Annotated in this window: 30 protein-coding genes; 18 read left to right on the top strand and 12 right to left on the bottom strand. The window is 32.8% G+C overall.

What is annotated here, in order from left to right:
* Window positions 1-2: 2 nt before the first annotated feature.
* Together dltC and dltD are read left to right on the top strand one after the other, a co-directional pair.
* The gene (dltC, locus tag MUA60_RS11685) at window positions 3-239 is read left to right on the top strand and encodes a D-alanine--poly(phosphoribitol) ligase subunit 2 (protein ID WP_262648364.1); all 237 of its coding nucleotides are present in this window, start codon (window positions 3-5) and stop codon (window positions 237-239) included.
* Window positions 236-1417 (top strand): D-alanyl-lipoteichoic acid biosynthesis protein DltD, encoded by a 1182-nt coding sequence (gene dltD, locus MUA60_RS11680; protein ID WP_262648363.1) that lies wholly within the window; start codon window positions 236-238, stop codon window positions 1415-1417. The genes dltC and dltD overlap by 4 nt, the downstream gene beginning before the upstream one ends.
* A gap of 70 nt (window positions 1418-1487) precedes the next feature.
* On the opposite strand, the gene MUA60_RS11675 is transcribed toward dltD, so the two are convergent.
* Window positions 1488-1730 carry a NifU family protein gene (locus MUA60_RS11675; protein WP_025904405.1) on the bottom strand — a complete coding sequence of 81 codons (243 nt, stop codon included), beginning with the start codon at window positions 1728-1730 and terminating at the stop codon, window positions 1488-1490.
* Window positions 1731-1839: 109 nt separating this feature from the next.
* Between MUA60_RS11675 and MUA60_RS11670 the strand changes: the two genes are divergently transcribed.
* The 3 genes from MUA60_RS11670 to MUA60_RS11660 all read left to right on the top strand — a co-directional run bounded on the left by MUA60_RS11670 (window position 1840) and on the right by MUA60_RS11660 (window position 3816).
* Complete coding sequence (locus MUA60_RS11670; protein ID WP_262648362.1) at window positions 1840-2166, top strand: YuzD family protein; 327 nt, start codon at window positions 1840-1842, stop codon at window positions 2164-2166.
* 241 nt (window positions 2167-2407) lie between these two features.
* Window positions 2408-2944 carry a transposase gene (locus MUA60_RS11665; protein WP_262648361.1) on the top strand — a complete coding sequence of 179 codons (537 nt, stop codon included), beginning with the start codon at window positions 2408-2410 and terminating at the stop codon, window positions 2942-2944.
* Complete coding sequence (locus tag MUA60_RS11660; RefSeq protein WP_316964824.1) at window positions 2941-3816, top strand: IS3 family transposase; 876 nt, start codon at window positions 2941-2943, stop codon at window positions 3814-3816. The genes MUA60_RS11665 and MUA60_RS11660 overlap by 4 nt, the downstream gene beginning before the upstream one ends.
* A 182-nt stretch (window positions 3817-3998) precedes the next feature.
* Here MUA60_RS11660 and MUA60_RS11655 read toward each other — a convergent pair whose 3' ends face one another.
* Window positions 3999-5063 carry an NAD(P)/FAD-dependent oxidoreductase gene (locus MUA60_RS11655; RefSeq protein WP_262648360.1) on the bottom strand — a complete coding sequence of 355 codons (1065 nt, stop codon included), beginning with the start codon at window positions 5061-5063 and terminating at the stop codon, window positions 3999-4001.
* A gap of 153 nt (window positions 5064-5216) precedes the next feature.
* Between MUA60_RS11655 and MUA60_RS11650 the strand changes: the two genes are divergently transcribed.
* From MUA60_RS11650 to MUA60_RS11620, 7 genes are all read left to right on the top strand, one after another.
* A complete protein-coding gene (locus tag MUA60_RS11650; protein ID WP_025904683.1) occupies window positions 5217-5453 on the top strand; it encodes a YuzB family protein in 237 nt (78 codons plus the stop codon).
* Between the two features lie 11 nt (window positions 5454-5464).
* Window positions 5465-5824: a HesB/IscA family protein gene (locus tag MUA60_RS11645; RefSeq protein ID WP_025904684.1), complete on the top strand. Its 360-nt coding sequence runs from the start codon at window positions 5465-5467 to the stop codon at window positions 5822-5824.
* Window positions 5825-5977: 153 nt separating this feature from the next.
* Complete coding sequence (locus tag MUA60_RS11640) at window positions 5978-7192, top strand: NAD(P)/FAD-dependent oxidoreductase (protein ID WP_037588845.1); 1215 nt, start codon at window positions 5978-5980, stop codon at window positions 7190-7192.
* Window positions 7193-7257: 65 nt separating this feature from the next.
* Complete coding sequence (locus MUA60_RS11635; protein ID WP_262648359.1) at window positions 7258-7578, top strand: YuiB family protein; 321 nt, start codon at window positions 7258-7260, stop codon at window positions 7576-7578.
* 19 nt (window positions 7579-7597) lie between these two features.
* Entirely contained in the window at window positions 7598-9073 is a 1476-nt protein-coding gene (locus MUA60_RS11630) for a M17 family metallopeptidase (protein ID WP_262650623.1), read from the top strand.
* 231 nt (window positions 9074-9304) lie between these two features.
* Window positions 9305-10588, top strand: coding sequence for a Na+/H+ antiporter family protein (locus MUA60_RS11625; RefSeq protein ID WP_262650622.1), 1284 nt, complete (start codon window positions 9305-9307; stop codon window positions 10586-10588).
* 23 nt (window positions 10589-10611) lie between these two features.
* Complete coding sequence (locus MUA60_RS11620; RefSeq protein WP_025904689.1) at window positions 10612-10980, top strand: PaaI family thioesterase; 369 nt, start codon at window positions 10612-10614, stop codon at window positions 10978-10980.
* 44 nt (window positions 10981-11024) lie between these two features.
* Here MUA60_RS11620 and mnhG read toward each other — a convergent pair whose 3' ends face one another.
* The 8 genes from mnhG to kapB form a co-directional block, all read right to left on the bottom strand.
* Complete coding sequence (mnhG, locus tag MUA60_RS11615; protein ID WP_025904690.1) at window positions 11025-11366, bottom strand: monovalent cation/H(+) antiporter subunit G; 342 nt, start codon at window positions 11364-11366, stop codon at window positions 11025-11027.
* The gene (locus tag MUA60_RS11610) at window positions 11344-11634 is read right to left on the bottom strand and encodes a Na(+)/H(+) antiporter subunit F1 (protein ID WP_025904691.1); all 291 of its coding nucleotides are present in this window, start codon (window positions 11632-11634) and stop codon (window positions 11344-11346) included. The genes mnhG and MUA60_RS11610 overlap by 23 nt, the downstream gene beginning before the upstream one ends.
* Window positions 11631-12113 (bottom strand): Na+/H+ antiporter subunit E, encoded by a 483-nt coding sequence (locus MUA60_RS11605; RefSeq protein WP_262648358.1) that lies wholly within the window; start codon window positions 12111-12113, stop codon window positions 11631-11633. Before MUA60_RS11605 ends, MUA60_RS11610 begins: the two co-directional genes overlap by 4 nt.
* Window positions 12113-13603: a Na+/H+ antiporter subunit D gene (locus tag MUA60_RS11600; protein ID WP_262648357.1), complete on the bottom strand. Its 1491-nt coding sequence runs from the start codon at window positions 13601-13603 to the stop codon at window positions 12113-12115. Before MUA60_RS11600 ends, MUA60_RS11605 begins: the two co-directional genes overlap by 1 nt.
* Window positions 13596-13937 (bottom strand): Na(+)/H(+) antiporter subunit C, encoded by a 342-nt coding sequence (locus tag MUA60_RS11595; protein WP_078357666.1) that lies wholly within the window; start codon window positions 13935-13937, stop codon window positions 13596-13598. Before MUA60_RS11595 ends, MUA60_RS11600 begins: the two co-directional genes overlap by 8 nt.
* Window positions 13937-14365, bottom strand: coding sequence for a Na(+)/H(+) antiporter subunit B (locus tag MUA60_RS11590; RefSeq protein WP_262648356.1), 429 nt, complete (start codon window positions 14363-14365; stop codon window positions 13937-13939). Before MUA60_RS11590 ends, MUA60_RS11595 begins: the two co-directional genes overlap by 1 nt.
* The gene (locus MUA60_RS11585; protein ID WP_262648355.1) at window positions 14346-16757 is read right to left on the bottom strand and encodes a Na+/H+ antiporter subunit A; all 2412 of its coding nucleotides are present in this window, start codon (window positions 16755-16757) and stop codon (window positions 14346-14348) included. The genes MUA60_RS11590 and MUA60_RS11585 overlap by 20 nt, the downstream gene beginning before the upstream one ends.
* 151 nt (window positions 16758-16908) lie before the next feature.
* Entirely contained in the window at window positions 16909-17286 is a 378-nt protein-coding gene (gene kapB, locus MUA60_RS11580) for a sporulation phosphorelay system protein KapB (protein WP_262648354.1), read from the bottom strand.
* 76 nt (window positions 17287-17362) lie between these two features.
* Here kapB and MUA60_RS11575 point away from each other — a divergent pair, with 76 nt between their 5' ends.
* The 6 genes from MUA60_RS11575 to MUA60_RS11550 all read left to right on the top strand — a co-directional run bounded on the left by MUA60_RS11575 (window position 17363) and on the right by MUA60_RS11550 (window position 23531).
* Window positions 17363-17956: a peptidylprolyl isomerase gene (locus MUA60_RS11575; RefSeq protein ID WP_048540134.1), complete on the top strand. Its 594-nt coding sequence runs from the start codon at window positions 17363-17365 to the stop codon at window positions 17954-17956.
* 83 nt (window positions 17957-18039) lie between these two features.
* On the top strand, window positions 18040-18243 hold the full coding sequence (locus MUA60_RS11570; RefSeq protein ID WP_025904699.1) for a hypothetical protein: 204 nt from the start codon (window positions 18040-18042) through the stop codon (window positions 18241-18243).
* 506 nt (window positions 18244-18749) lie between these two features.
* Window positions 18750-19130, top strand: a complete 381-nt coding sequence (gene ygs, locus MUA60_RS11565; RefSeq protein WP_262648353.1) for a S1 domain-containing post-transcriptional regulator Ygs — start codon at window positions 18750-18752, stop codon at window positions 19128-19130.
* A gap of 243 nt (window positions 19131-19373) precedes the next feature.
* Window positions 19374-20918 carry an L-glutamate gamma-semialdehyde dehydrogenase gene (pruA, locus tag MUA60_RS11560; RefSeq protein ID WP_262648352.1) on the top strand — a complete coding sequence of 515 codons (1545 nt, stop codon included), beginning with the start codon at window positions 19374-19376 and terminating at the stop codon, window positions 20916-20918.
* 70 nt (window positions 20919-20988) lie between these two features.
* Window positions 20989-22179, top strand: coding sequence for an ornithine--oxo-acid transaminase (locus tag MUA60_RS11555; RefSeq protein WP_243559555.1), 1191 nt, complete (start codon window positions 20989-20991; stop codon window positions 22177-22179).
* 107 nt (window positions 22180-22286) lie between these two features.
* Entirely contained in the window at window positions 22287-23531 is a 1245-nt protein-coding gene (locus tag MUA60_RS11550) for a Glu/Leu/Phe/Val family dehydrogenase (RefSeq protein WP_025904703.1), read from the top strand.
* Window positions 23532-23579: 48 nt separating this feature from the next.
* Here the strand turns inward: MUA60_RS11550 and argH are convergent, their stop codons facing one another.
* Both argH and MUA60_RS11540 read right to left on the bottom strand, forming a co-directional pair.
* The gene (argH, locus tag MUA60_RS11545) at window positions 23580-24953 is read right to left on the bottom strand and encodes an argininosuccinate lyase (RefSeq protein ID WP_262648351.1); all 1374 of its coding nucleotides are present in this window, start codon (window positions 24951-24953) and stop codon (window positions 23580-23582) included.
* Window positions 24950-26152: an argininosuccinate synthase gene (locus MUA60_RS11540; RefSeq protein ID WP_262648350.1), complete on the bottom strand. Its 1203-nt coding sequence runs from the start codon at window positions 26150-26152 to the stop codon at window positions 24950-24952. Before MUA60_RS11540 ends, argH begins: the two co-directional genes overlap by 4 nt.
* Between the last annotated feature and the right edge of the window lie 65 nt (window positions 26153-26217).

Here is a 26217-nt window from a genome sequence, read left to right as displayed (position 1 = left end):
TTATGAATTTTGAAGAGAGTGTTTTAAATATTTTAGCAGAAGTTGCAGAAAATGATATCGTTAAAGAAAATCCTGATATTGAAATATTTGAAGAAGGTATTATCGATTCATTTGCGACAGTTGGATTATTATTAGAAATTCAAAATAATTTAGGCATTGATGTAACAATTACTGATTTTGATAGAGATGAGTGGGCAACACCAAATAAAATTATAGAAGTACTTAAGGATTTACAATGAAATTAAAGTTATTGTTACCATTATTAATAAGTGGTTTATTATTCGGTTTATTTTTACTCGTACCTGTAGAATGGATTAAATCATTTTCAAAGTATGACAGTATTAATAACGAAGCGATATCTTTAGATGATACAGTACTAAAAGGTGTGCACTCACAAGAAGAAATGTTATTAAGTAAAAATTTCTATCCAATCTTTGGATCAAGTGAATTAGAGAAACAAGACATCTTTCATCCAGCATATATCTTGAATGATAAAAAAGCGAAATTGCAACCATATCTAATAGGTACGGGTGGATCCACTGATTTAATTCATGCAATTAATATGGGGAGCCAAGCACATAATCTGAAAGGCAAAAAAATAGCGATTATTATTTCGCCACAATGGTTTACAAATCATGGACTGACTAATGATAATTTTAGTGCCCGATTTTCTCCGTTACAAGCTGATCACTTATTTAAAAATAAAGTGTTAAGTCCAGAAATTAAAGGTCGTTTTGCTAAAAGGTTAGTGCAATTTAAACAATTAAAATCAGACCCATACTTAAAATCAGTCATAGAAAAAGAAAATCATCATTATGATGAAGGTACATTTATGAATGATTTTGAAAAAAACATCTATGAAAAACACGACGCTTTAAAATCAATTTTTGGACAAGAAAAAGCAAAGTTACATAGAAAAGAACAGCATCATTTTAATCATATGAATTGGAATGATTTGAAGTTATACGCTTCAGAATATGGCGCACAACATTCAAGAACAAATAAATTTGGTATGAATGATAAATATTGGCACTTATTAAAGCAGCAACGTAAAAGATATAATCGTAATTATGAGTTTAATATTCATTCGAAAGAATTTGATGATTTACAATTATTAATTGATACTTTAAAAGAAGCCAAATCAGACCCATTATTTATCGTTATTCCAGCAAATGGAAAATGGTATGATCATATCCATGTTGATAAAGAAAGACGTGAAGCGGTATATGAGAAAATTAATCATATGATTCAAAAGAACGATATGAAAGTATATGATTTAACGGATAAAGAATATGAACCATATGTTATAACAGATGCCGTTCATATAGGATGGAAAGGCTGGGTATATATTAATGAACAAATGATACAACACATCAATGGAACATATGATGGAAAAGTGAGTAGACAGTATCATTAATATTACCTAGGAAATAAAAAAGCAGGACATCGTCTTAGAAACGATGTCCTGCTTTTTATTAATTATGAAATTAGAATACTTGTTCTACTTCCACTACGCCAGGTACTTCTTCTAATAAAGCACGTTCTATGCCGGCTTTTAGCGTAATAGTAGAACTTGGGCAAGTACCACAAGCACCAAGTAGACGTAATTTAACAATCCCGTCATCAACATCTACTAATTCACAGTCGCCGCCATCACGTAATAAGAATGGTCTTAACTTTTCGAGTACATCACTAACTTGATCAAACATTGTTTGTTGTTCGGTAGCCATATATATTAATACTCCTCTCATCAAGTGTTATTAGATACATTAATCTTATTTATCTATTATAATAGAAATAAGGTAAAAAATCTATTCATGAAACTAGGGGGATGCTAAAATGTCCAAGGCAAGTATAGTAATTTATGGGGCCGATGTAGTATGTGCAAGTTGTGTAAATGCACCATCATCAAAAGATACATTTGAGTGGTTACAAGCAATTTTAGGAAGAAAATATCCAGAGTTAACCCTTGAATACACATATATTGATATTATGAATCAAACTGAAAATTTAACAGATCACGACCAACAATTTATAGAAAGAATAAACGAAGACGAACTATTCTATCCACTTGTAACAATAAATGATGAATACGTAGCAGATGGTTATGTACAATTAAAACCAGTAACAAAATTTATAGATGAACACGTAGCAGTAGAACAATAAAAATGAATAATATTGTGAAGATTATTTGGGTCAGGTGAGTTGAGTAGAGTGTAGATGTGAGATATGAGGCAAGTTGTGGCTTAATGTCCGAGTAAAGCCAAGAGATAGCTGAAGTTGTGGCTTAATATCCGAGTAAAGCCAAGAGATCGTCCAAGTTGTGGCTTAATGTCCGAGTAAAGCCAAGAATGATGTGAACCCAAATATTTGAACTAAACAAATCAAAATATTGGGGTGCATTCTAATGAGGAAAAAATATGAATTTAAATTCAAACTAAAACTTGTAAAAGAATATTTAGAAGGACATCAAAGTTATAGAACAATTGCTTTAAAATATGGTATTTCAAGTTGGTCTGTCCTTCGGATTTGGGTCAATCAATATAAAGAGTTTGGAGAAGAAGGTTTAGAAATAAAAAGTAGAAATACTGTTTATACTAGCGAATTTAAATTATCTGTTTTAAAATTTAGACAAGAAAATATGTTGTCTTATCAAGATACTGCGAATCACTTTAGAATTATTAATCCTATTATCATTGCCAATTGGCAACATCAATTTGATGAAAAGTGTCGTCTTGATATAGATAATAAACAAAAGGGACGATCTCACACTATGACTAAAAAACGATCTAAATCAGATAATAAAAATTTACCTTTAAATGAAAATGAACGTGAAGAACTTGAAAGACTTAGAAATGAAAATGAGACGTTAAAGGCAGGTATAGCTTATCAAAAAAAGTTACAAGCCTTGACCGACATTTACGGAAGCAAAAATCAGAAATAGTAAAGGTCATTAAGGAACTAAATGAAACATATAATATACGATTAAGTATCTTATTTAAAGTCGCTCAAATAGCTAAATCTGTATACTATTATTGGATAAATAAATTTAGTAAAGCTGATAAAGATGAAACATTGATTCAAGTAATAAAAGAAATATGTGAAGAATCAAACCATACCTATGGTTATCGTCGTGTTACACAAGCACTAAGAAATAGAGGTCTTATCGTAAATCATAAAAAAGTACTAAGAATTATGAAAGAACATAATCTAACTTGTACAAAGTTCACACATAGAGGTCGTAAGTATCGTTCCTTTAAAGGTAAAGTTGGTAAAGTAGCTCAAAATATATTAAATCGTAGATTTAAAACAAGTCTCCCATTTCAAAAAGTCGTAACAGATATTACAGAGTTCAAATTAATGAATGGTCAGAAATTATATTTATCACCTTTTATGGACTTATATAGTTCAGAGATTATCAGCTTTAAAATCTCAAGTCGTCCTACATTAGATATAGTCATCAATCCATTAAAAGAAATGATAAAGCGTCGTCCAAACCTAGATCATCGTTTAACGATTCATTCAGATCAAGGCTGGCATTATCAATATTCACAATACACTAGATTATTAAAAGACCATAAAATATTTCAGAGTATGTCTAGAAAAGGTAATTGTCTAGATAATTCAGTTATGGAAAACTTTTTTGGGTTACTTAAACAAGAAATGTATTATGGCCAAGAATTTAAAGATTTTCAGGACCTTGAACAAGCTATTCATCGATATATCGATTTTTATAATAACGAAAGAATCAAATCAAAATTAAAAGGCTTATCTCCCAAAAATTACAGGAGACAAACCTTTGAAATAATATACTAATTAAGGTTTAGATTTTTGGGTTCAGTACAGAAATGGTTGAAGTCATGGCTTAATGCCTGAATAAAGCCAAGAAAATACTAAAGTTATCCCGTTCCTTAAAAACCACAACAAACTCACATCTTCACTTCCATCCACCCTCGCATACAACAGAAAAAGTAGCAGAGTAATCTGCTACTTTTTTCTTATCCGTTATGATATTTATATAACCATAAGACGCCTGATTTAATGACTCTTGCTAAACGACCTGTTACGGTTTGTTCCATTAAATATGCGAATCCTTGTTTTTCACCAAGTGAACCTACAAATCCTTGTGGTTTCAATTCTGGCATCTTTTCAGGTAGTAGTTTGTTTGCCCATTGTAATTTCATGACTTCAGCGATTTGATCAGCTTGTATTTCTGCTAAATATGCGCTTGGTGCATGTGGTAATGCTGCGCAATCGCCTACAATATATACATTTGGATATGTTGGAATTTGATGATATTGATTTACGATAACCCTTCTACCGTCATTTGTATCAACTGGAAGATTTCTAACGATTTCAACTGGTTGTATACCGGCAGTCCATACGACTAAATCAACGTTATGAATATCTTCATTGTTATAAAGTTGTCCTGGTTCAACTTTAGTGATATTTGAATTTGGTACAACTTCTACATTATGTTTATCAAACCATTTTTTTACGTATTTACTTAATTTTTCTGGGAATGCAGGTAAGATTCGTGCACCTCTATCAAAAAGTTTAATTTTGATATCTTGTCTACTTTCACGTAATTCACTTGCAAGTTCTATACCGCTTAACCCTGCACCAACGATACCAACAGTTGCATCGCTTGGTAAGTCACATATTGCTTGGTATGTTTTGCGTGCGTTTTGTACAGTTTGAATACTATAAGTATATTCTTTTGCGCCAGGTACGTTGTGGTATTTGTCTTCACAACCTAAACCTATTACAAGTTCATCATAATCAACTCGTGTATCTCCAACTGAAACAATTTGATTGTCTAAATCAATATCAGTAATTTCCCCATATACTGTATTAATTTTTTTATCTTTTGGAAATTGAACTCGAATATCTTTATCTGGTTTTGTGCCTGCTGCTAATGCGTAGAATTCTGTTTTTAAACCGTGAAATGGCATACGATCAATCAGCGTAATTGAATAATCGGAAGGTAATGCGCTAGGTAAGATTTCTTTCATTAAGCGCATATTACCGTATCCGCCCCCTAATAATACTAAGCTTTTCATCGTTATTCTCCTTTGTCCATAAATCAAATTTCTACAAATTTGTATGTATATATTTTATAATATATAAGTATACTTTTAGTATAATCGTTTTTGGCATAAACTACAATGAATGTTAAAATAGTTTAATGAATAAAAAGTGAGTAGGTGAACACATTGAACCCAATTGTCGAATTTTGTATTTCAAACTTGGCCAAAGGTGCTGATGTAGTGTTTAACAAGCTCGACAATGATCCAGAAGTAGATGTATTGGAATACGGTTGTCTACAAAATTGTGGACCATGTGCAAGAGGGTTATATGCATTAGTCAATGGAGATATGGTCAAGGGAGAAACACCAGAAGAATTACTTGAAAATATATATAGTCATATAGAAGAAAATTGGATTTTTTAGGAGGAATAAATATGTCAACTGTTATATTAACTGAAGCAGCAGCTTATGAAGTTAAAGATATGATGAAAAATAACGATATGCCAAATGGTTATTTGAAAGTATCTGTTAAAGGTGGCGGTTGTACGGGACTTTCTTACGGGATGTCAGCAGAAGAAGAACCAGCAGAGAATGATGAAGTTTTAGAGTTTTATGGTGTGAAAGTGTTAGTAGATAAGAATGATGCACCAATTTTAAATGGGACAACAATTGACTTTAAGACATCTTTAATGGGTGGCGGATTTGCGATTGACAACCCTAATGCGATTGCAGCTTGTGGTTGCGGAAGCTCATTTAAGACTAGAGATGTTTCTGGTACACCAGAACAATGCTAAGGAATTGATATGTCACACTTGAATTTATCTTTATAAAAATATACAATAAAACTTGTATGTAAATAGTATTATCTTTATTTGTGAGGAAAAACACAAAGTGACACAACTTTCCTATAAGTGTCAAACAAAATTTAGAAAGTATAGGTGAAAATAATGGGATTTGAACGTAAAAAAGTTCTAGTATTAGGGGCAGGTTACGCTGGCTTACAAACAGTAACTAAATTGCAAAAATTAGTTTCAAACCAAGACGTTGATGTTACATTAATCAACAAAAACGATTATCACTACGAAGCTACATGGTTACACGAAGCTTCTGCTGGTACTTTAAACTATGAGGATGCTTTATACCCAATTACAAATGTAATCGATAGAAATAAAGTAAACTTCGTTAAAGCAGAAGTAACAAAAATCAACAAAGATGCTAAAACTGTTGAAACATCTAACGGTGTTTTCGAGTATGATATCCTTGTTGTTGCATTAGGATTTGAAAGTGAAACATTCGGTATTGAAGGTATGAAAGAACATGCTTTACAAATCGAAAACATTAACACTTCTCGTCGTATTGCTAAACACATCGAAGATAAATTTGCTAATTATGCTGCATCTAAAGAAAAAGATGAAAATGATTTAGCAATCTTAGTAGGTGGCGCTGGATTCACTGGTGTTGAATTATTAGGTGAATTAACAGAACGCATTCCTGAATTATGTAAAAAATACGGTGTAGATCAATCTAAAGTTAAAATCACTTGTGTTGAAGCTGCTCCAAAAATGTTACCTATGTTCTCAGAAAACTTAGTGAACTACGTTGTTAAATATTTAGAAGACCGTGGTGTTGAATTCAAAATTTCTACTCCAATCGTTGCTTGTAATGAAAAAGGTTTCGTAGTTAAAGTTAATGACGAAGAACAAACTTTAGAAGCTAACACAGCTATTTGGGCTGCAGGTGTTAGAGGTAGCAAATTAATGGAAGAATCATTTGACGGCGTTAAACGTGGTCGTATCGTAGTTAAAGATGATTTATCAATCGACAACTATGATGATATATTCGTTATTGGTGACTGTTCAGCTGTTATGGCTGGTGAAGGAGACAACAAACGTCCACTTCCAACAACAGCACAAATTGCTATGCAACAAGGTGAACACCTTGCTAAAAACATCAAAAACATCTTCAATGGTGAGAAAACAGAACCATTCGTATACGATGACAAAGGTACTGTATGTTCATTAGGTAGCCATGATGGTGTTGGTGTTGTTATGGGTCGTGAAATTACTGGTAAAAAAGCAGCATTCATGAAAAAAGTTATCGATACTCGTGCAATTTTCAAAATTGGTGGTATCGGATTAGCCTATAAAAAAGGTAAATTCTAATTGATTCATTATTAAGTGTAGAGACCTGCTATTAGGCGGGTCTCTTTTTTTAAAGGAGGTTAGCTATGATATCTTTACCGCAAGTTATCATATCAATGGCATTATTTTTTGTTCTGTTTTTTGGAATCGCTTTTATATTAAATATGCTATTAAAAGGTACTTGGTTAATGGTCGTGCTTTATCCATTTGTTATTTTTGCAATTGTAGATAAAATTTCCACAGCTATGTACTTTACAGATTCAGCAACTGCATTTTCAAAACTTATTACAGGTTTAACACATATACATACTGCGGATATATTAATGCTTGGTTCAGGATGGATTGGCGCAATTGTCGCAGGATTTGTTATAAGGAATTTACGAAGAAGCGGTTATTCAATGTTTTAACAAAAGGGGGATAATAATGATGAATATAAAAATTAAAGAATCATATTCTAATAATGAACATCCGATTGTAATCGGTTGTCCAAGTCATTTAAATCAAATGCACAATTTTGATGAAATTGATCAAATTTTAGGCGGACAACTTGAAAATTTAAAAAAACAACAAATTATTAGTAGCGAACTTGGTAAAATCACTAGTACAGCGATTATCGTAAATGGACAGGTCGTTAAATTAATTGCTGTAGGGTTAAGTAACTTAAAAGAAATTAAAGAAAATGACTATCAAGTTGTGTACGGAAACTTAAGCAGATATTTACAAAGTAATAGAATTGAAGAAGTACATTTATTAGATGATACGTTTGTATCACAAAATGTATCTCATCAAGAACGTGCTTATCGTTTTGGCTGGTTATTCACACAAGCTACATTTGTATTTGATACGTATAAATCAAACAAATCAGCAAATGTTGATACAGTCATTAATTATGTTACAACGACAAATGAAGATGTTACGACATTTATTAATCAAGGTGAAATTTTAGGAGAGAGTGTTAATTTAGCGAGAACATATTCACAAACACCTCCGAATATTTTAACGCCAGATTATTTCGCAAACCAAATTGAACAACACTTTAAAGATTCACAAGTAAAAGTCACGATTAAAAATGAAGATGAAATTAGAGAAGAAGGTATTGGTTTATTAGATGCAGTTGGTAAAGGATCTATAAACCCACCACGTTTAGTCGTGCTTGAATATAAAGGTTCAACTCAAGATCCAATTGCACTTGTAGGTAAAGGTGTAACATATGATTCAGGTGGTTACCAAATTAAATCTAAAACAGGTATGCTAACGATGAAATATGACATGAGTGGTGCAAGTAACGTAGTTGGTATGATGCATGCTATCAATCAATTACAATTACCAATTCATGTAGTGGCCGTATTACCATTAGCTGAAAATATGATTTCAAATAATGCAATGAAACCAGATGATGTATATACAGCATTAAGTGGTGAAACAGTTGAAATAACTAATACGGATGCTGAAGGAAGATTAGTATTAGGTGATGCTGTTTCATTCGTTAAACAATATAAGCCAGAGCTTATTATGAACTTTGCGACATTAACAGGAGCAGTTGTTGCAGCATTAGGTTTAGGTAAAACGGGGATATTCTCAAGCGATGCTGATCAATACATTGATGATGTGAAACAAGCTGCAAAATATTCAAATGAAGTAAGTTTTGAATTACCGATAACAGATGAAGAGAAACAAGACATTAAATCTTCAGAAGTGGCAGATTTAACTAACTGTATTTTAAATAAAAACGGTAAAGCATTATTTGCAGCAGCATTTGTAACGCATTTTAGTGATGAAATACCTCACTTACACTTTGATATTGCAGGTTCAGGGGAAACAGAAAAGGATTCATTCAAAGGACCAAAGGGTGCGACAGGTGCTATGATACCAACAATACTACATTTCTTAAAAAATAAATAAAATCAATCACATATAAAGCGGGATATAAAATCTATGTAAAATGCTAGGTTTAGATCCCGCTTTAATTATGACGAAATTTGATTCAGAATATTCGGACTAATTCTTGAGATGTTGACATGATATTTCTCAACTGATAAGATAAATTCATTATTTCACTTTATCATGGTAGAGAGCTAAAGAATGGAGAGGGTCTTTTTGGAAATAAATGCAGTATTAGTAGCTGTTATTGTGATGATTATACTTTGTTTAATGCGTTTAAATGTTGTACTAAGTATATTCATAGGTGCATTAACAGGCGGTTTATTAAGTGGAATGTCTGTTGATAAAGTCATTTCCACATTTGGTAAAACAATCGTTGATGGTTCAGAAGTTGCATTATCTTATGCATTATTAGGAGGATTTGCAGCACTGATTTCATATAGTGGTATAACTGATTACATCGTTGGAAAAATCATTACATCAATGAAAAAAGAAAATTCACAAAAAAGTAGAGTAAAAATAAAAATAATATTAGTAGCTGTATTACTAGTCATATCAGTGCTCAGTCAAAATATTACACCTGTCCATATCGCATTTATACCTATTCTTATACCACCATTATTAAGCTTATTTAATGAACTACAGATGGATAGAAGATTAATTGCTACGGTTATTGGCTTCGGACTATCTTTTCCATATATTTTATTCCCATACGGCTATGGTCACATATTCCAATCTATTATCTTTGATGCATTTGGAAAAGCAGACGTAGATATAGAATTCAATAGTATTTGGAAAGCGATGTTAATTCCTTCAATGGGTTATGTATTCGGATTAATCGTTGCAATTATTATGTACTGGAAACCTAGAACATATAAAACAATTAAAGTGGGAGAAGACGAAGCAATGAAAACATTAAAGCCATATCCATTAATTGTGACTGGCTTAGCGATTTTAGGGACATTCATTGTTCAAACATTAACGGAATCTATGATTTTTGGTGCATTAGCAGGGATTTTAATATTCTTCTTCTCAGGATTATATAACTGGAGAGATTTAGATGCTAAATTAGTTGAAGGTATTCAAATCATGGCATACATTGGTGTTGTAATTTTAACAGCAAACGGATTTGCAGGTGTGATGAGTGCCACAAACGAAGTAGGTTCATTAGTTGAAAGTCTTGCATCAATTACAGGAGATAATAAAGCATTCAGTATTATAATGATGTACGCTATTGGTCTCGTTGTTACACTAGGCATAGGTTCATCATTTGCGACAATCCCGATTATTGCTAGTTTATTTATTCCATTTGGACAAGAAATTGGACTTAGCACTATGGCATTAATAGCCGTTATCGGAACAGCTGGTGCGTTAGGTGATTCAGGAAGCCCTGCAAGTGATTCAACATTAGGGCCAACAGCTGGTTTAAATGTTGATGGTGAACACGATCATATTAGAGATACGTGTATACCGAACTTCTTAATATATAATATCCCGCTAATTATTTTTGGATTTATTGCAGCAATGGTATTATAGTATGATTAAGGGGGATTAATCATATGGATTTAATAGAGAACTTTGGAATAGAAACAATCGAATCGAGACATGGTTATATCGAAATGACGATGCCAGTAACGGATAAAGTTAAACAACCATTCGGATTCTTACATGGTGGTGCAACAATAGCATTAGCTGAAACAGCAGCATCTATGGGAGCTCATTATGCTTCAAGTGAAGATGAAATTCCATTAGGATTAGAAATCAACGCAAACCATATAAAGTCAACTCGATCAGGTACAGTACGCGCAATAGGTCAAGCCCTTCATATCGGAAGTACAACTCAAGTATGGGACGTCAAAGTTACGAACGAACAAGACGAACTCATCTCTGTTATACGCGCAACAATTGCTATCAAAAAGAAAAGATAAACAAAATAAGAGCATGGGACTAACTGTCCCATGCTCTTATTTTGTTATTTTGCATCTTTTAAATCATCACGTATTGTTCTTTCACTAGGTCTAACGCCCATATAGTAAGCACTTCTTGAAACTAAGTGACCTGCTAATGGTCCTGTTATGAATATAAAGATAATGCCTAGTAGAAGTTGAACATTGAAATGTCCTTCTTTAGCAATAAAGTATATCAATACACCTAACAAGATAAGCATAACACCTAACGTAGAAGCTTTTCCTGAGGCGTGAGCGCGAGAAAAGACATCTGGTAATCTTAGAATACCTAACGCTGCGAAAAAGCTAAAGCAAGCACCTATGACCATCATAAAAATTGAGATACTAATAAGAATCGTTTCTATCATTTTCAATGATCTCTCCTTTATCCATAAATTTCGCAAATGCTGCAGTACCTAAGAATGCTAATATACCTATTAATAAAAGTATAACGAATAAGTATCTAGTATTAGTTAATACTGAGAATAAAGCTATTATGGCCATTAATGTAATACCCAATGCATCGAGCGCAATGACTCTATCAGCAAGAGTAGGGCCAATAATGACACGAATCAGCATACCAATCATAGAGAGTGCAACGATGATAATCGCAATTATAACGAATATATTTGTCATCGTATGCTCACCTCCTTGATAGCTTTTTCAAATGAATCTTTAATCGCACTCACTTCAGAATCTATATCTGAAAAATCAATTGAATGAATATAGAGTGTTTTTTTGTCATCTGATATAGCTACGACGATTGTACCTGGTGTTAAAGTGATTAATTGTGATAATAAACTGATTTCCCAATCTTTATTTAAATCTGTAGGATAAGCGAAAAATGCAGGCTTATTATGGATTTCTTTTTGTATGACTATTCGAATAACATCTATATTCGCTAAAATTAATTCTTTCATGAATATAACTGCTAAAATAAGTGATTTCCAAACAGGACGTAAGTATAAATGTTTGCCTGGTAGAAGTGGTAAGGCTACTAAGACGAACAATATACCAAATAGATATCCAAATACAAATGCACCAAATGTATAAGTATCTGAAAGCATCATCCATAATGCAGCTAAAAGAACATTTATGAGTACTTGTATCGCCATTAATAATCGCCTCCTAACGCATTAACATAAGTCTCTGGGTTATAGAATGGTAATGCAGCTTTTTCTACTAAAGGATATAAGTAGTCTGCACCAAGTCCAAATAGAATGGCTAGAATTGTAATGGCTACTGATGCAATCATTAATTTATTGATTGGTAGTTTAGGATTATAAACATAACCTTTTTCTTCGCCCCAAAATGCCATTAAGAAAATGCGCATTACAGAATAAAGTACACATAAACTTGATAAAAGAACGATAATACCACTTATGTAATAACCATTTTCAAATGTAGACATTACGATGATATATTTACCATAGAATCCACTTAATGGTGGGATACCTGCTAACGAAAGGGCAGCTATAAAGTAAATCCAACCAAGAACTGGATAGTGATTGATTAATCCACTGAACCTTTTTAAATCAGGTGTACCAGTTATTTTAATAATGACACCAATTAATAAGAATAAAGCAGCTTTGATAATCATGTCATGTAACAAGTAGTATATACTTCCTATCATGCCATTTTTATCCATCATAGCAGCACCAATTAGGATAACACCAATCGCGATCATTATATTATAAATGATAATCTTTTTAACATCGTAATAAGCGATGGCACCAATACAACCCATGATGATTGTTAAAATTGCTAGAACAATTAATGTTTGCGTAATAAATTCACTATTTGTTGAATAGAATAAGCTAAATGTACGCATAATTGCATATGCACCGACTTTAGTCAATAAAGCACCAAATAGCGCGATAATTGGAATCGGTGGTGCATAATAAGCGCCAGGTAACCAGAAATACAGTGGAAACATACCTGCTTTAGTCGCAAATACGAATAGGAACATAATAAACGTAATCACAACGATATTTAAATCTGTTCCTGAAAGTTCAGCGAATTTAACATGTAGATTTCCCATATTTAATGTACCAGTAATTGAGTAAAGCATACCGACACCTAATACAAAGAATGCAGATGTTAACACATTAACGAGTATATATTTAATACTTTCTTGTAGTTGGATTTTAGTACCACCAATAACAAGTAATAAATATGATGACATTAAAAATACTTCGAAAAATACGAATAAGTTAAATAAGTCACCAGTCATAAATGCGCCGTTAACACCTGTCACCATCATTGAAACTCCAAAGTAATAAAAATATCTTTCACGATGGAGTCCGATTGATTGATGTGAGTATATGAGTACGATAAGCGTAATCAATAAACTTACAGTTACGAGTAATGCACTTAACATATCCACGTATATAACAATACTGTATGGAACTGGCCAGCTACCTAAATTTAAAGTTTGTGTTCCATTCATATAGATGTGGTAGAGGTTGTATAAACTCACTAAAAATGCTAACGAGAAACCTGTTAATACTACTTTACGTTTAACATAAGGTCTAGGACCGACAAAAATTAACGTAACCGCAGTTAAAAATGTAATGACAAGAGGTACAATAATCAAATTACTCATCTTTCGGTACCTCCTTCATCTCTTCTAAATTATCAGTTCCTAATTCTTTATAACTTCTAAAAGCTAATACTAAGAAGAATGCTGTAACAGCGAAAGCTATTACGATGGCAGTTAAGATCAATGCTTGTGGTAATGGGTCAACATAGTTCTTAATACCTTCTTCTTCAATTGGTAAGGCACCTTTTTTCAATCCACCCATAGTCAGTAACATTAAATGTACGCCATGGGATAGTAATGTAGTACCAATAATTATCCTAATTAAACTTTTAGAGAGAACTAGGTACACTGATACGGATATAATAATACCTGAAACGAAAATCATTAATATTTCCATTATTCATTCTCTCCAATCGTTAATATGATAGTAATGGCAGTACCCACAACAGCTAGTAATACACCTAAATCAAATAGCATTGCTGTATGCCAATGAACTTCACCAAAGATAGGAAGATGGAATTCTCCAAATTTATGTGTGAAAAATGTTTTGTTATATGTCCAACTTAAAATTGGTGTTAGAACACAGAAGAACAAACCAGTTGCTGTTACTAATTTAAAATCAAATGGGAACATTTTCTTTAAAGTTTTCGTATCAAATGATATACCGATAATAATGACAGCAGATGAAAGTAATAATCCACCTACGAAACCGCCACCTGGTGTATAGTGTCCACCAAAGAAGATAGAAACAGCATACATCATAATAATTAGGAAAATGATAATGGCATTAAACTGAAAGAATACATCATTCGATTGTTTCTTCATGCTCTTCACCTCCATCTTTACCTTTGTCTCTTAATTTAACTAATGTGAAAATACCTAATCCAGCAATACCTAAAACAGCTGATTCGAATAATGTATCAAATCCACGGAAGTCTACAAGAATAACATTTACCATGTTTTTCCCAGCGGCTAGATCATATACATTATCTATATAATATTGAGAAATAGAATCAAAATGTCTATTTCCATATGAAATTAATCCGATTGTGATAACACCAATACCGACACAAATCGAAATAATTAAGTTACCAATTTTAAAGTTTCTATTTTCATCATGTCTACTCATTTTAGGTAAATGGTAGAAACATAGTAAGAATAGGGCAGTTGAAATTGTTTCAATTGATAATTGTGTCAGTGCTAAGTCTGGTGCACCAAAGAATACAAAGAATAAAGCAACTGAATAACCAACTGCAGCTAACATAATGATGCTAAATAGTCTTGATTTAGCTATTACGATACAGAATGTACTCACTAAAATTAAGCCCATTAAAATCACTTCATATGGTCTGATTTCGCTTATATTATCGAATGCAACACTTACAGGATGTGTAAATAACGTAAGTGCAGTCATAATGATAAAGAATGCGAAAATATACATTAAGTATGATCTGATAAATCCAGTCATATAGCTTTGCGTGATTTTGTTTGAAATATAAGAACTTAATTGAATACCTCTGTCGTAATAATAATTAAACGTTAAGTATTCAGGTTGAATACTGTAAATATTGAACCATTTTTCTACTGATTTAAATAATATAAAACCAATTATAAATACGATTAACGTACCTATTAAAGCAGGTGTTATACCGTGCCAATGAGATATATGTACATCTGGCGCATCAGCAAATGGTGCAATTGCTCTTACTGCTGGTGCAATAATACTGTTGCTTAATATATTTGGGAATAAACCAAATAACACAACTAAGAATGTCAAAATACCTGTCGGCAATAACATAATTAATGGCGCTTCGTGTGGTTTCTTAGGTAATGCTTCAGGTTTGTAATCTCCAAAGAATATTTCATGTACATATTTAAATGAATATACAAACGTAAAGATACTACCAACAATCGCAACGATAGGTAGTATGTATCCAAGTGTTGATAAACCAAATACATCAGCTTGATGACTATCAAACATTGCTGTTAAGAACATTTCTTTAGATAAGAAACCATTAAATGGTGGAACACCTGCCATACTTAAAGCAGTAATAATTGTGAACGTACAAGAAATTGGCATGATGGTCATTAAACCGCCTAATTTCTTAATGTCTCGTGTACCAACTTCATGATCGATTGTTCCCGTAATCATGAATAACGCACCTTTAAATGTTGCGTGGTTAATTAAATGGAATACTGCAGCGATAATACTAGCTAAGAATAACTGACTTTCTTCACCAGAATAATGATAACTGACAGCTCCGATTCCAAGCATGGACATGATCATACCGAGCTGTGAAACTGTTGAGAATGCTAAAATACCTTTTAAATCTTGTTGTTTAACAGCGTTAAATGATGCCCAGAACAATGTGATTAATCCGATAGCAGTTACCGCCCAAACAAATCCAGCACTTGCTGCAAAAATTGGTGTTGTACGAGCAACTAAATATATACCTGCCTTAACCATTGTTGCTGAATGTAAATAGGCGCTGACTGGTGTAGGTGCTTCCATTGCATCTGGTAACCAAATGTGAAACGGAAATTGTGCAGATTTAGTCATAGCACCAATTAAAATTAAAATCATTGCAAAAATAAAGTAAGGTGAACTTTGAATTTCAGCGGCATTTTGTACTAAAGAGGTAATACTCCATGAATTACCTGCAATTGCGATACAAATAAATCCACCTAGTAACATTAAGCCACCGAACACTGTAATTAATAATGACTTTTGCGCGCCATATATTGACGATTGTTTATGACGCCAATAAGCAATAAGTAAGAAACTTGAAATAGATGTTAATTCCCAGAATAGGTAAAGCATTAATAGATTATCTGATAATACAACACCTAACATAGCCCCCATAAACATAAGTAAATAACAATAAAAATTACCGAGTGATTCATTTTTACTTAAATATGTAATGGAATATAATACAACGAGCGCACCAATTCCTGTAATTAATGATGCGAATAATAAACTTAGTCCGTCTAAATGAACGGAGAAGTTCATACCTAATCTAGGCATGAAATCCCATATTACAATGAATGGCTTTTCCGAATCTGGAACATTTATGTATGACATAAAATAACTAAATATAATAATCGGAATAGGTAGTACAAACCATCCTAGATGTATACCTTTATAAAATCTGTATAAAATTGGTATTATGATTGCAAAAATGAAAGGTAACAAAATCATAATATGCATCAAACTCATTTAATAACCTCCTTCCAAAAATCTTATAAATATTATTATACACAATAAAGTTAATGCTTGAAAATACTATCAAGTCAATCATTCAGAATTTTTAGGCTTTTTTAAATATGAAGAAACACGTTATAAATTTATTAAAATATTTTTAGTTTTGTTAAAAATTTGCCTTGTATTGACGTGAATAATCTAATTTTAATTGTTCAATACACTTCAAAGCTTGTTCACTATATGCATTATTTCTTTTAATCATTTTTTCTTCAAGTTCAGCTAATGATGATTTTAATGAATCGGTATAGTTCGGAACATCGTGCTGATACTCTTTTAAAAATTGTTCAGTTGTATATCTTTTTTCGAATTGACTTAAAGCTTTTCTTTCATGGAAGAAAACATTTTCAACTTCATTTGGACTATGTAAATCTCCTTGTCTAGGATGTTTGAGAACAGCTAATACTTTAACGAGAAACTGATCTCCTTTTTCTTCAACTATTTCTACGACATATTGACCTGTTTTGTGTGGAAATTGATAATACATGTTGATATCCCCTTTCTAAAAAATTATGTTATGATATCACTATTGTAATTATTTTAACATGAATGGAGAATATTAAATGACAAACTACCCTCAATTAACAAATGAAATATTAGAAGGTGAAAGAGTTGTAGAAATTAAAACAACTAAAGGAAACATGACATTCAAATTATTTCCTGAATTAGCACCTAAAACTGTTGAAAACTTCATCGGTTTAGCCGAGAAAAAATACTATGATGGCATCATTTTCCATAGAGTTATCAATGACTTCATGGTTCAAGGTGGAGACCCAACTGGTACAGGTATGGGTGGAGAAAGTATTTACGGAAGTGCTTTTGAAGATGAATTCTCATTACAAGCATTTAACTTATACGGTGCATTATCTATGGCTAATGCTGGACCTAATACAAACGGTTCTCAATTTTTCATTGTACAAATGAAAGAAGTACCAGCAAATATGTTATCTCAACTTAAAGATGGTGGTTGGCCAGAAGAAATCGTTGATCGCTATGCAGAAAAAGGTGGTACACCTTGGTTAGACCAAAAACACTCAGTATTTGGTCAAATCGTTGAAGGTGAATCAGTTCTTGAAGAAATCGCAAATGTTAAAGTTGGCGCTAACGATAAACCAGTTGAAGACGTAGTAATTGAAACAATTGAAATTATAAAATAAATCGACATTCAATTGTCATAAAAAAATCAATGCATTCGACTCAATCTTTGGTATAATTTAGTTGCTAAGGGAGTGGTCGGCTTATGATGGAATTTCTTTATTTTCCAGATAATAAATTAGAATATATTCCTGCTGTTGCTACGTTGATATTATTTATGATTTTGGCGTATATCGTATTTATGATGTTCCGTAAAAAATCTAAAAAAGACGAAGAAAAAATGAAATCATTTGAAAAACAAGTAATGGATCATTTAGAGCAAGAGGAGAAAAAGAATAATAAGAAGTAAATAAAGCATTCCAAACGAATACTATATATAGGAAGAGACTGAGGCATATGTATGTCAAAGTCTCTTTTTATATATTGAGTTGAGGGGGGCGCTAACGATCAAGAAACGAAAACAAAATCGTTAGAAATTCTAACGTTCAAGAAATAGAAACAAGATCGTTAGCGCAGAAAAAAATCAAAAAAATGAAATAAAACGAGGCGCTAACGCTCAAGAAAAGAAAACAAGATCGTTAGAAATTCTAACGCTCAAGAAATCAAAACAAGATCGTTAGCGCCCAACATATCTCACAAAATCCCCATACAAATCCTACAACAAGCAAAGAATCTTTAATCTAGTGTCTCCATAGAATACTTATTTTTTAATCTAATTATAAATTCATGAATTTATAGATGATTTATATTTATGCATAATATTTTCAGAATTATATATCAAATTAATGGTTTAATAAAAATAACTATGCTATGATGAAATAGTTAATAACTTCAAGTACAAGGGGTTTTCTAAAAGTGAGAAAACATTATAAAGTTGGTCGGTTTGTAAAGGTAAAAGTGACTGGCATTCAGCCATATGGCGCCTTTGTTGAAACCCCTGATCATGTGGAAGGTCTCATTCATATTTCTGAAGTGATGAATGATTACGTGCACAATCTCAATCAATTTCTAAGTGTTGGGCAGATAGTAAAAGCTAAAATAATTAAAGTTGAAGCGGATGGCAAGTTGAATTTATCACTTAAAGATAATGAATATTTCAAAAGACAAGAACGTAAGAAAGAAAAACGCTCAGTTCTTGATGAAATTAGAGAGACAGAAAAATACGGGTTTCAACCTTTAGAAGAAAGGTTGCCTAAGTGGATTAAACAATCAAATAAACATTTTGAAGACGAATAAATGATCTATCGTCTTTAAAAGCCGGATATCTTACATGATAATCCGGCTTTTTTATGCGAAAAATCACTTCATTTAATGAACATTTAAACGGCTTTTTGAATATTTATTTGAAGTAAATTTACAACTTATTTTTATTGTAAAAATTCAGAAAAAAATAGCTTGAAGTAATCTATAAAAGTGTGTCATTATAGGAATGTAAGGGGTTTCTTGATACCCCGTATAAACATAGGGAGGTTTACTTTAATGATTCCATACAAACACGAACCATTTACTGATTTTACGAAAGAGGAGAATAAGGCTGCTTATTTAGAAGGTCTTAAAACAGTTGAAGGATATTTAGGAAAAGAGTATCCAATTATTGTTGGAGGAGAACGTATTTTTACAGAAGATAAAACACATTCATATAACCCTTCAAATATTGAAGAAACAGTAGGATTAGTTTCTAAAGCAAGCAAAGAACATGCTGAAAAAGCAATGGAAGCTGCTAAAGAAGCCTTTAAAACATGGAGAGATACTGATCCAAGTGTCCGTGCTGACGTTTTATTCAGAGCAGCAGCAATTACGAGACGTCGTAAACACGAATTCTCAGCTTTACTTTCTAAAGAAGGTGGTAAACCATGGAAAGAAGCAGATGCAGATACTGCTGAAGCAATCGACTTTATGGAATACTATGCACGTCAAATGCTTGAATTAAAAGACGGTAAAAAAGTAGAAAGTCGTCCAGGAGAATATAATAAATATAATTATTTACCAGTTGGTGTAAGTGTTGTTATTTCACCATGGAACTTCGCATTTGCAATTATGGCTGGTACAACTGTAGCACCAGTCGTAACAGGAAACACTGTGTTATTAAAACCATCATCTAAAACACCAGTTATCGCTTATAAATTTATGGAAGTTTTAGAAGAAGCAGGCTTACCAAAAGGGGTGGTAAACTACATTCCAGGTTCATCAAGTGAAATCGGTGATTATTTAATTGATCATAAAGATACAAGTCTTATTTCATTCACTGGTTCTCGTGATGTAGGTGTTTCTATTTACGAAAGAGCTGCAAAAGTTCAAAAAGGCCAAACACACCTTAAACGCGTTATTGCTGAAATGGGTGGTAAAGATACAATTATTGTTGATTCAGAAGGCGACTTAGATTTAGCAGCTGATTCAATTGTACAATCAGCATTTGGATTCTCAGGTCAAAAATGTTCAGCATGTTCACGTGTCATTGCAGTTGAAGATATTTATGATGAATTATTAGACAAAGTAGTTGAACGTACAGAAAAATTAACTGTCGGTGATTCAACTGACCAAGCTAATTATATGGGTCCAGTAATTGACGAAAACTCATTAAACAAAATTAAAAAATATATCGAAATTGGTAAAAAAGAAGGCCGTATTGTAGCAGGTGGTACAACTGACGAAGAAAAAGGACATTTCGTTAACCCAACTGTTATTGCTGATTTAAAACATGACGACAGAGTAATGCAAGAAGAAATCTTTGGACCAGTTGTTGGTTTCAGCAAAGCAAAAGATTTTGATCAAGCAATTGAATTTGCAAATGATACAGAATACGGTTTAACAGGTGGCGTTATTACAAATAACCGCTCTAAATTAGAACAAGCACGTAGAGACTTTATGGTAGGTAACTTATACTTCAATAGAGGATGTACAGGTGCAATTGTAGGTTACCAACCATTTGGTGGCTTTAAAATGTCAGGTACAGATTCTAAAGCAGGTGGACCAGATTACTTAGTACTTCACTTACAAGGACGTACTACTTCAGAAATGTTATAATATTATTGAAATAATAAAAATACAGTAGGGCGTTTACATGCTCTACTGTTTTAATGGGAGGAGATTTAATATGACAAAGTCACAAGAAATCATTGAACAAACAAATACATTTGGTGCGCCGAACTATTTGCCATTACCAATTGTAATTTCAGAAGCGGAAGGTATTTGGGTTAAAGATCCAGAGGGCAATCGCTATTTAGATATGTTATCTGCTTATTCTGCAGTTAACCAAGGTCATCGTCATCCGAAAATTATCCAAGCATTAAAAGATCAAGCAGATCGTGTAACACTTACTTCACGTGCATTCCACAGTGACCAATTAGGTCCTTGGTATGAAAAAATTTGTAAACTTGCAAATAAAGAAATGGTATTACCAATGAACACAGGTGCAGAAGCTGTTGAAACGGCTATTAAAGCTGCAAGACGTTGGGCTTATGATGTGAAAGGCGTAGAAGATAACAAAGCAGAAATCATTGCGATGAATGGTAACTTCCATGGTCGTACAATGGCTGCAGTTTCACTTTCTTCAGAAAAAGAATATCAAAGAGGTTACGGTCCATTATTAGGTGGATTCAAACTTGTTGATTTCGGTGATATCGAACAAATTAAATCTGCTATTACACCAAATACAGCAGCTGTATTAATTGAACCTATTCAAGGTGAAGCGGGTATTAATGTACCTGAAGACGGTTATTTAAAGCAAATTAGAGAAGTTTGTGATGAAAACAATGTATTATTCATTGCAGATGAAATTCAAGCAGGTCTTGGTAGAACAGGTAAATTATTCGCAACAGATTGGGATAATGTTCAACCAGATATGTATATCTTAGGTAAAGCGTTAGGTGGAGGCGTATTCCCAATTTCATGTATCGTTGGTAATAAAGAAATACTAGAAGTATTTAACCCAGGTTCACATGGTTCTACTTTTGGTGGTAACCCTCTAGCATGTGCGGTATCTGTTGCAGCATTAGACGTATTAATTGATGAAAAATTATCTGAACGTTCTTTAGAATTAGGAACTTATTTCAAAGAAGAATTACAAAAAATTGATCATCCATCAATCAAAGAAGTAAGGGGTAAAGGTTTATTCATCGGTATCGAATTAACTGAAAATGCAAGACCATATTGTGAGAAATTAAAAGAATTAGGTCTGTTATGTAAAGAAACACACGATACAGTTATTCGTTTTGCACCACCACTTATTATCGAAAAAGAAGATTTAGATTGGGCACTTGATCAAGTTAAGTCTGTTTTTAAATAAAAAATCTGATAACGTTTACAAAAAACGTTTAAGACCTTTTAAAAATAATCAATTATGTTACAATTATTTAGAGATTAAAAGTATTTAAAAAAGAGGCGAAGAGGATCATGAGCGAAAATTTAAATTTAGTTTCATCGACACAAGAAATTATTGGTGAAGCCCTTAATAAATTAGGTTTTGACGAGGGAATGTACGATTTAATTAAAGAACCAATGAGATTATTAACAGTGCGTATACCTGTTAGAATGGATGACGGTTCTGTTAAGACATTTACTGGTTATCGTGCACAACATAATGATGCAGTTGGACCAACTAAAGGTGGGGTTCGTTTCCACCCAGATGTTGATGTCGAAGAAGTAACAGCATTATCTATGTGGATGACGTTAAAATGTGGAATTGTAGATTTACCATATGGTGGTGGTAAAGGTGGTATTGTCTGTGACCCAAGACAAATGAGTATTCATGAAGTAGAAAGATTATCTCGTGGATATGTTCGTGCTATTTCTCAAATAGTAGGTCCTACAAAAGACATTCCAGCACCAGACGTATTTACAAACTCACAAATTATGGCTTGGATGATGGATGAATATAGTCAAATGGATGAATTCAATTCTCCAGGATTTATTACTGGTAAACCTATTGTTTTAGGTGGTTCTCAAGGTAGAGATCGTTCTACTGCATTAGGTGTTGTTATTGCAATTGAAGAAGCAGCTAAGAGACGTGGAAAAACAATCGAAGGTTCAAGAGTTGTTATTCAAGGGTTTGGTAACGCAGGAAGCTTTTTAGCGAAATTCTTATATGATCAAGGCGCTAAAATTGTAGGTATTTCTGATGCTTACGGTGCACTTCATGATCCTGAAGGTCTAGATATCGATTATTTATTAGATCGTCGTGATAGCTTCGGAACAGTTACAAATCTATTTGATGACACAATTTCTAATAAAGAATTATTTGAAATTGATTGTGATATCCTTGTTCCAGCAGCGATTTCAAATCAAATTACAGAAGAAAATGCTAATGATATTAAAGCTGAAATTGTAGTAGAAGCAGCTAATGGTCCAACTACAATGGCAGCAACTAAAATATTAAGCGAGCGTGGCGTTCTTCTTGTACCAGACGTACTAGCAAGTGCTGGTGGCGTAACAGTATCTTACTTCGAGTGGGTACAAAATAACCAAGGTTATTACTGGACTGAAGAAGAAGTTAACGAAAAACTACGTGAAAAATTAGTTAAAGCTTTTGATACAATTTATAACTTATCAGAAAACAGAAAAATAGATATGAGATTAGCAGCTTATATTGTAGGTATTAAACGTACAGCTGAAGCGGCTAGATATAGAGGTTGGGCATAAGCCTTGACCAATAAAAAACACACCATTTTGAATGGTGTGTTTTTTTGATTATATGAGTTCTTTAGCGACATTAATTTGATGTTGTACGGACTCTTGACCTGTTGAACCATAATTTTTTCTACGGTTTAAACAGTTTTCAGGTTTCAAGTAATCATATACATTTTCTTGTATACGTTCGTTATAAGATTGATATTGTTCTAATGGCACGTCTAATAAATATTTACCATTTTGAATACACCATAAGACGATTTTACCTACGATCTCATGTGCTTCTCTAAAAGGTATATTTTGTTCTACTAAATAATCAGCTAGCTCAGTAGCATTAGAAAAATCTTTATGCACTGTTTCATTTAAACGCTCTTTATTCACTTGCATAGTAGAAATCATACCTTCGAAAATACGCAATGAGCCTTTAATCGTATGAATGGCATCGAACAGACCTTCTTTATCTTCTTGCATATCTTTATTATATGCTAGTGGCAACCCTTTTAAAGTAACGAGCATACTCATTAAATGACCCGTTGTTCTGCCAACCTTTCCTCTAATCAATTCTGCCATATCAGGATTTTTCTTCTGTGGCATAATCGATGATCCAGTAGAAAAACTATCTGATAACGTAATAAATTTAGCTTCATCAGTAGACCAGAAAATAATTTCTTCAGCAAATCTTGAAAGGTGAACCATCGTTAATGAAATATTATGCAATGTTTCTACGATATAATCACGGTCACTAACTGCATCAAGACTATTTTCATATAAACTGGCAAAGTTTAAAAGTTCTTGTGTACGATGTCTATCAATAGGGTGCGTTGTACCACTTAAAGCTGCAGCACCTAGTGGACTGATGTCGATTCTTTTTAAACTATCATTAAATCTCGATTTATCACGCTCTAACATCCAGAAATAAGTCATGACATGATGTGCGAAAGATATAGGTTGCGCTCTTTGTAAGTGCGTGTAACCGGGCATGATAGTATGCACATGTTCATCAGCAATAACAAGAATTGATTTTTGAAGTGATTCTATAAGTGTGAGAATCTCTTGAACATGTTGTTTTGTATAAAGGTGCATATCCGTTGCAACTTGGTCGTTTCTACTTCTACCAGTATGCAATTTACCGCCAACTTGACCAATCTTCTGTATTAAAGCATGTTCAATATTTAAATGAATATCTTCTAGTGATTCAGAAAGCTCAAGATTACCGTTATAATAGTCGGCTTGGATATCTTTTAAACCTTGAATAATTTGGTTTGCTTCTTCTGTCATGATGATATTTTGCTCCGCTAACATTGTTGCATGTGCAATACTACCTTGAATATCTTGATTAATTAAATTTTTATCAAAATGGATAGATGCATTAAATGCATCTACCCACGATTCAGGGTTAGACTCGAATCTTCCACCCCATGCTTTTTTTGTCATTTTAAAACACCCTCTGTTTCTAATAATGCTTTAACCTTAGTAGGTAAACCGAAGATTTCAATGAATCCTACAGCTGCTTCTTGGTTAAATGCGTCTTCTTTAGTATACGTAGCAAGTGCTTCATTGTATAAACTAAATGGAGATTTACGTCCATTAACGATTACATTTCCTTTAAATAGTTTAACACGTACTGTACCTGTTACTTGAGTTTGTGTAGAATCGATAAATTGTTTTAAGCTATCTGTTAATGGAGAGAACCATAATCCATTATAGATTTGTTCAGCTAATTGTTTTTCGATTATCGGTTTAAAGTGTGCAACGTCTTTAGTTAAAGTAATCGTTTCTAATGCTTTATGTGCCTCCATTATAACCTTTGCACCTGGTGTTTCATAGACTTCACGTGATTTAATACCAACTAAACGGTTTTCTACGTGATCGATTCTGCCGATACCGTGTAAACCAGCAATTTCATTAAGTTGTAAGATTAATTCATCTAACGGATATGATTTATTATTGATTGAAATAGGTAAACCTTTTTCAAATACAATTTCAAGTTCTTCTGGTGTATCAGGTGTTTCTTCGATTGGTTTCGTTAAATCATATGCATCTTCTGGTGGTGTCGCAAATGGATCTTCAAGAATACCACACTCATTACTACGACCCCATAAATTTTGGTCAATTGAATATGGAGAATCTAAATTGATAGGAATTGGAATGTTATGTTTTTTAGCATAATCAATTTCTTCCTCACGACTCCAAGACCATTCACGTACTGGCGCTAATACTTCAATATGAGGTGCTAATGCTTTAATAGCTACTTCAAAACGTACTTGGTCATTCCCTTTACCAGTGCAGCCATGTGCTATTGCAATCGCATCTTCTTCTTGCGCGATTTCAACTAATTTCTTAGAGATAAGTGGTCTACTTAATGCAGAAACAAGTGGATAACTTCCTTCATACATTGTATTCCCTTTAATTGCATATCCAACAAAATCTTCACTGAATTCTTTAGTTGCGTCTATTACATATGATTTTTCTGCACCCATATCATATGCTTTTTGTTTTATTAGTTCTAAATCTTTACCTTCACCAACATCTAGGCAACATGCAATTACTGTATATCCTTTTTCAATTAGCCATTTCACTGCAACACTCGTATCTAATCCACCTGAGTATGCCAATACAACTTTATTAGTCATTAAAAAAACCTCGCTTTTGTATTAATATTTAATATATTGTATATTTAATCGATAAACATACAATA

It is taken from the genome of Mammaliicoccus sciuri (assembly GCF_025561425.1).
Classification (GTDB): Bacteria; Bacillota; Bacilli; order Staphylococcales; family Staphylococcaceae; genus Mammaliicoccus; species Mammaliicoccus sciuri_A.
This window is presented reverse-complemented; position numbering and strand designations above follow the sequence as displayed.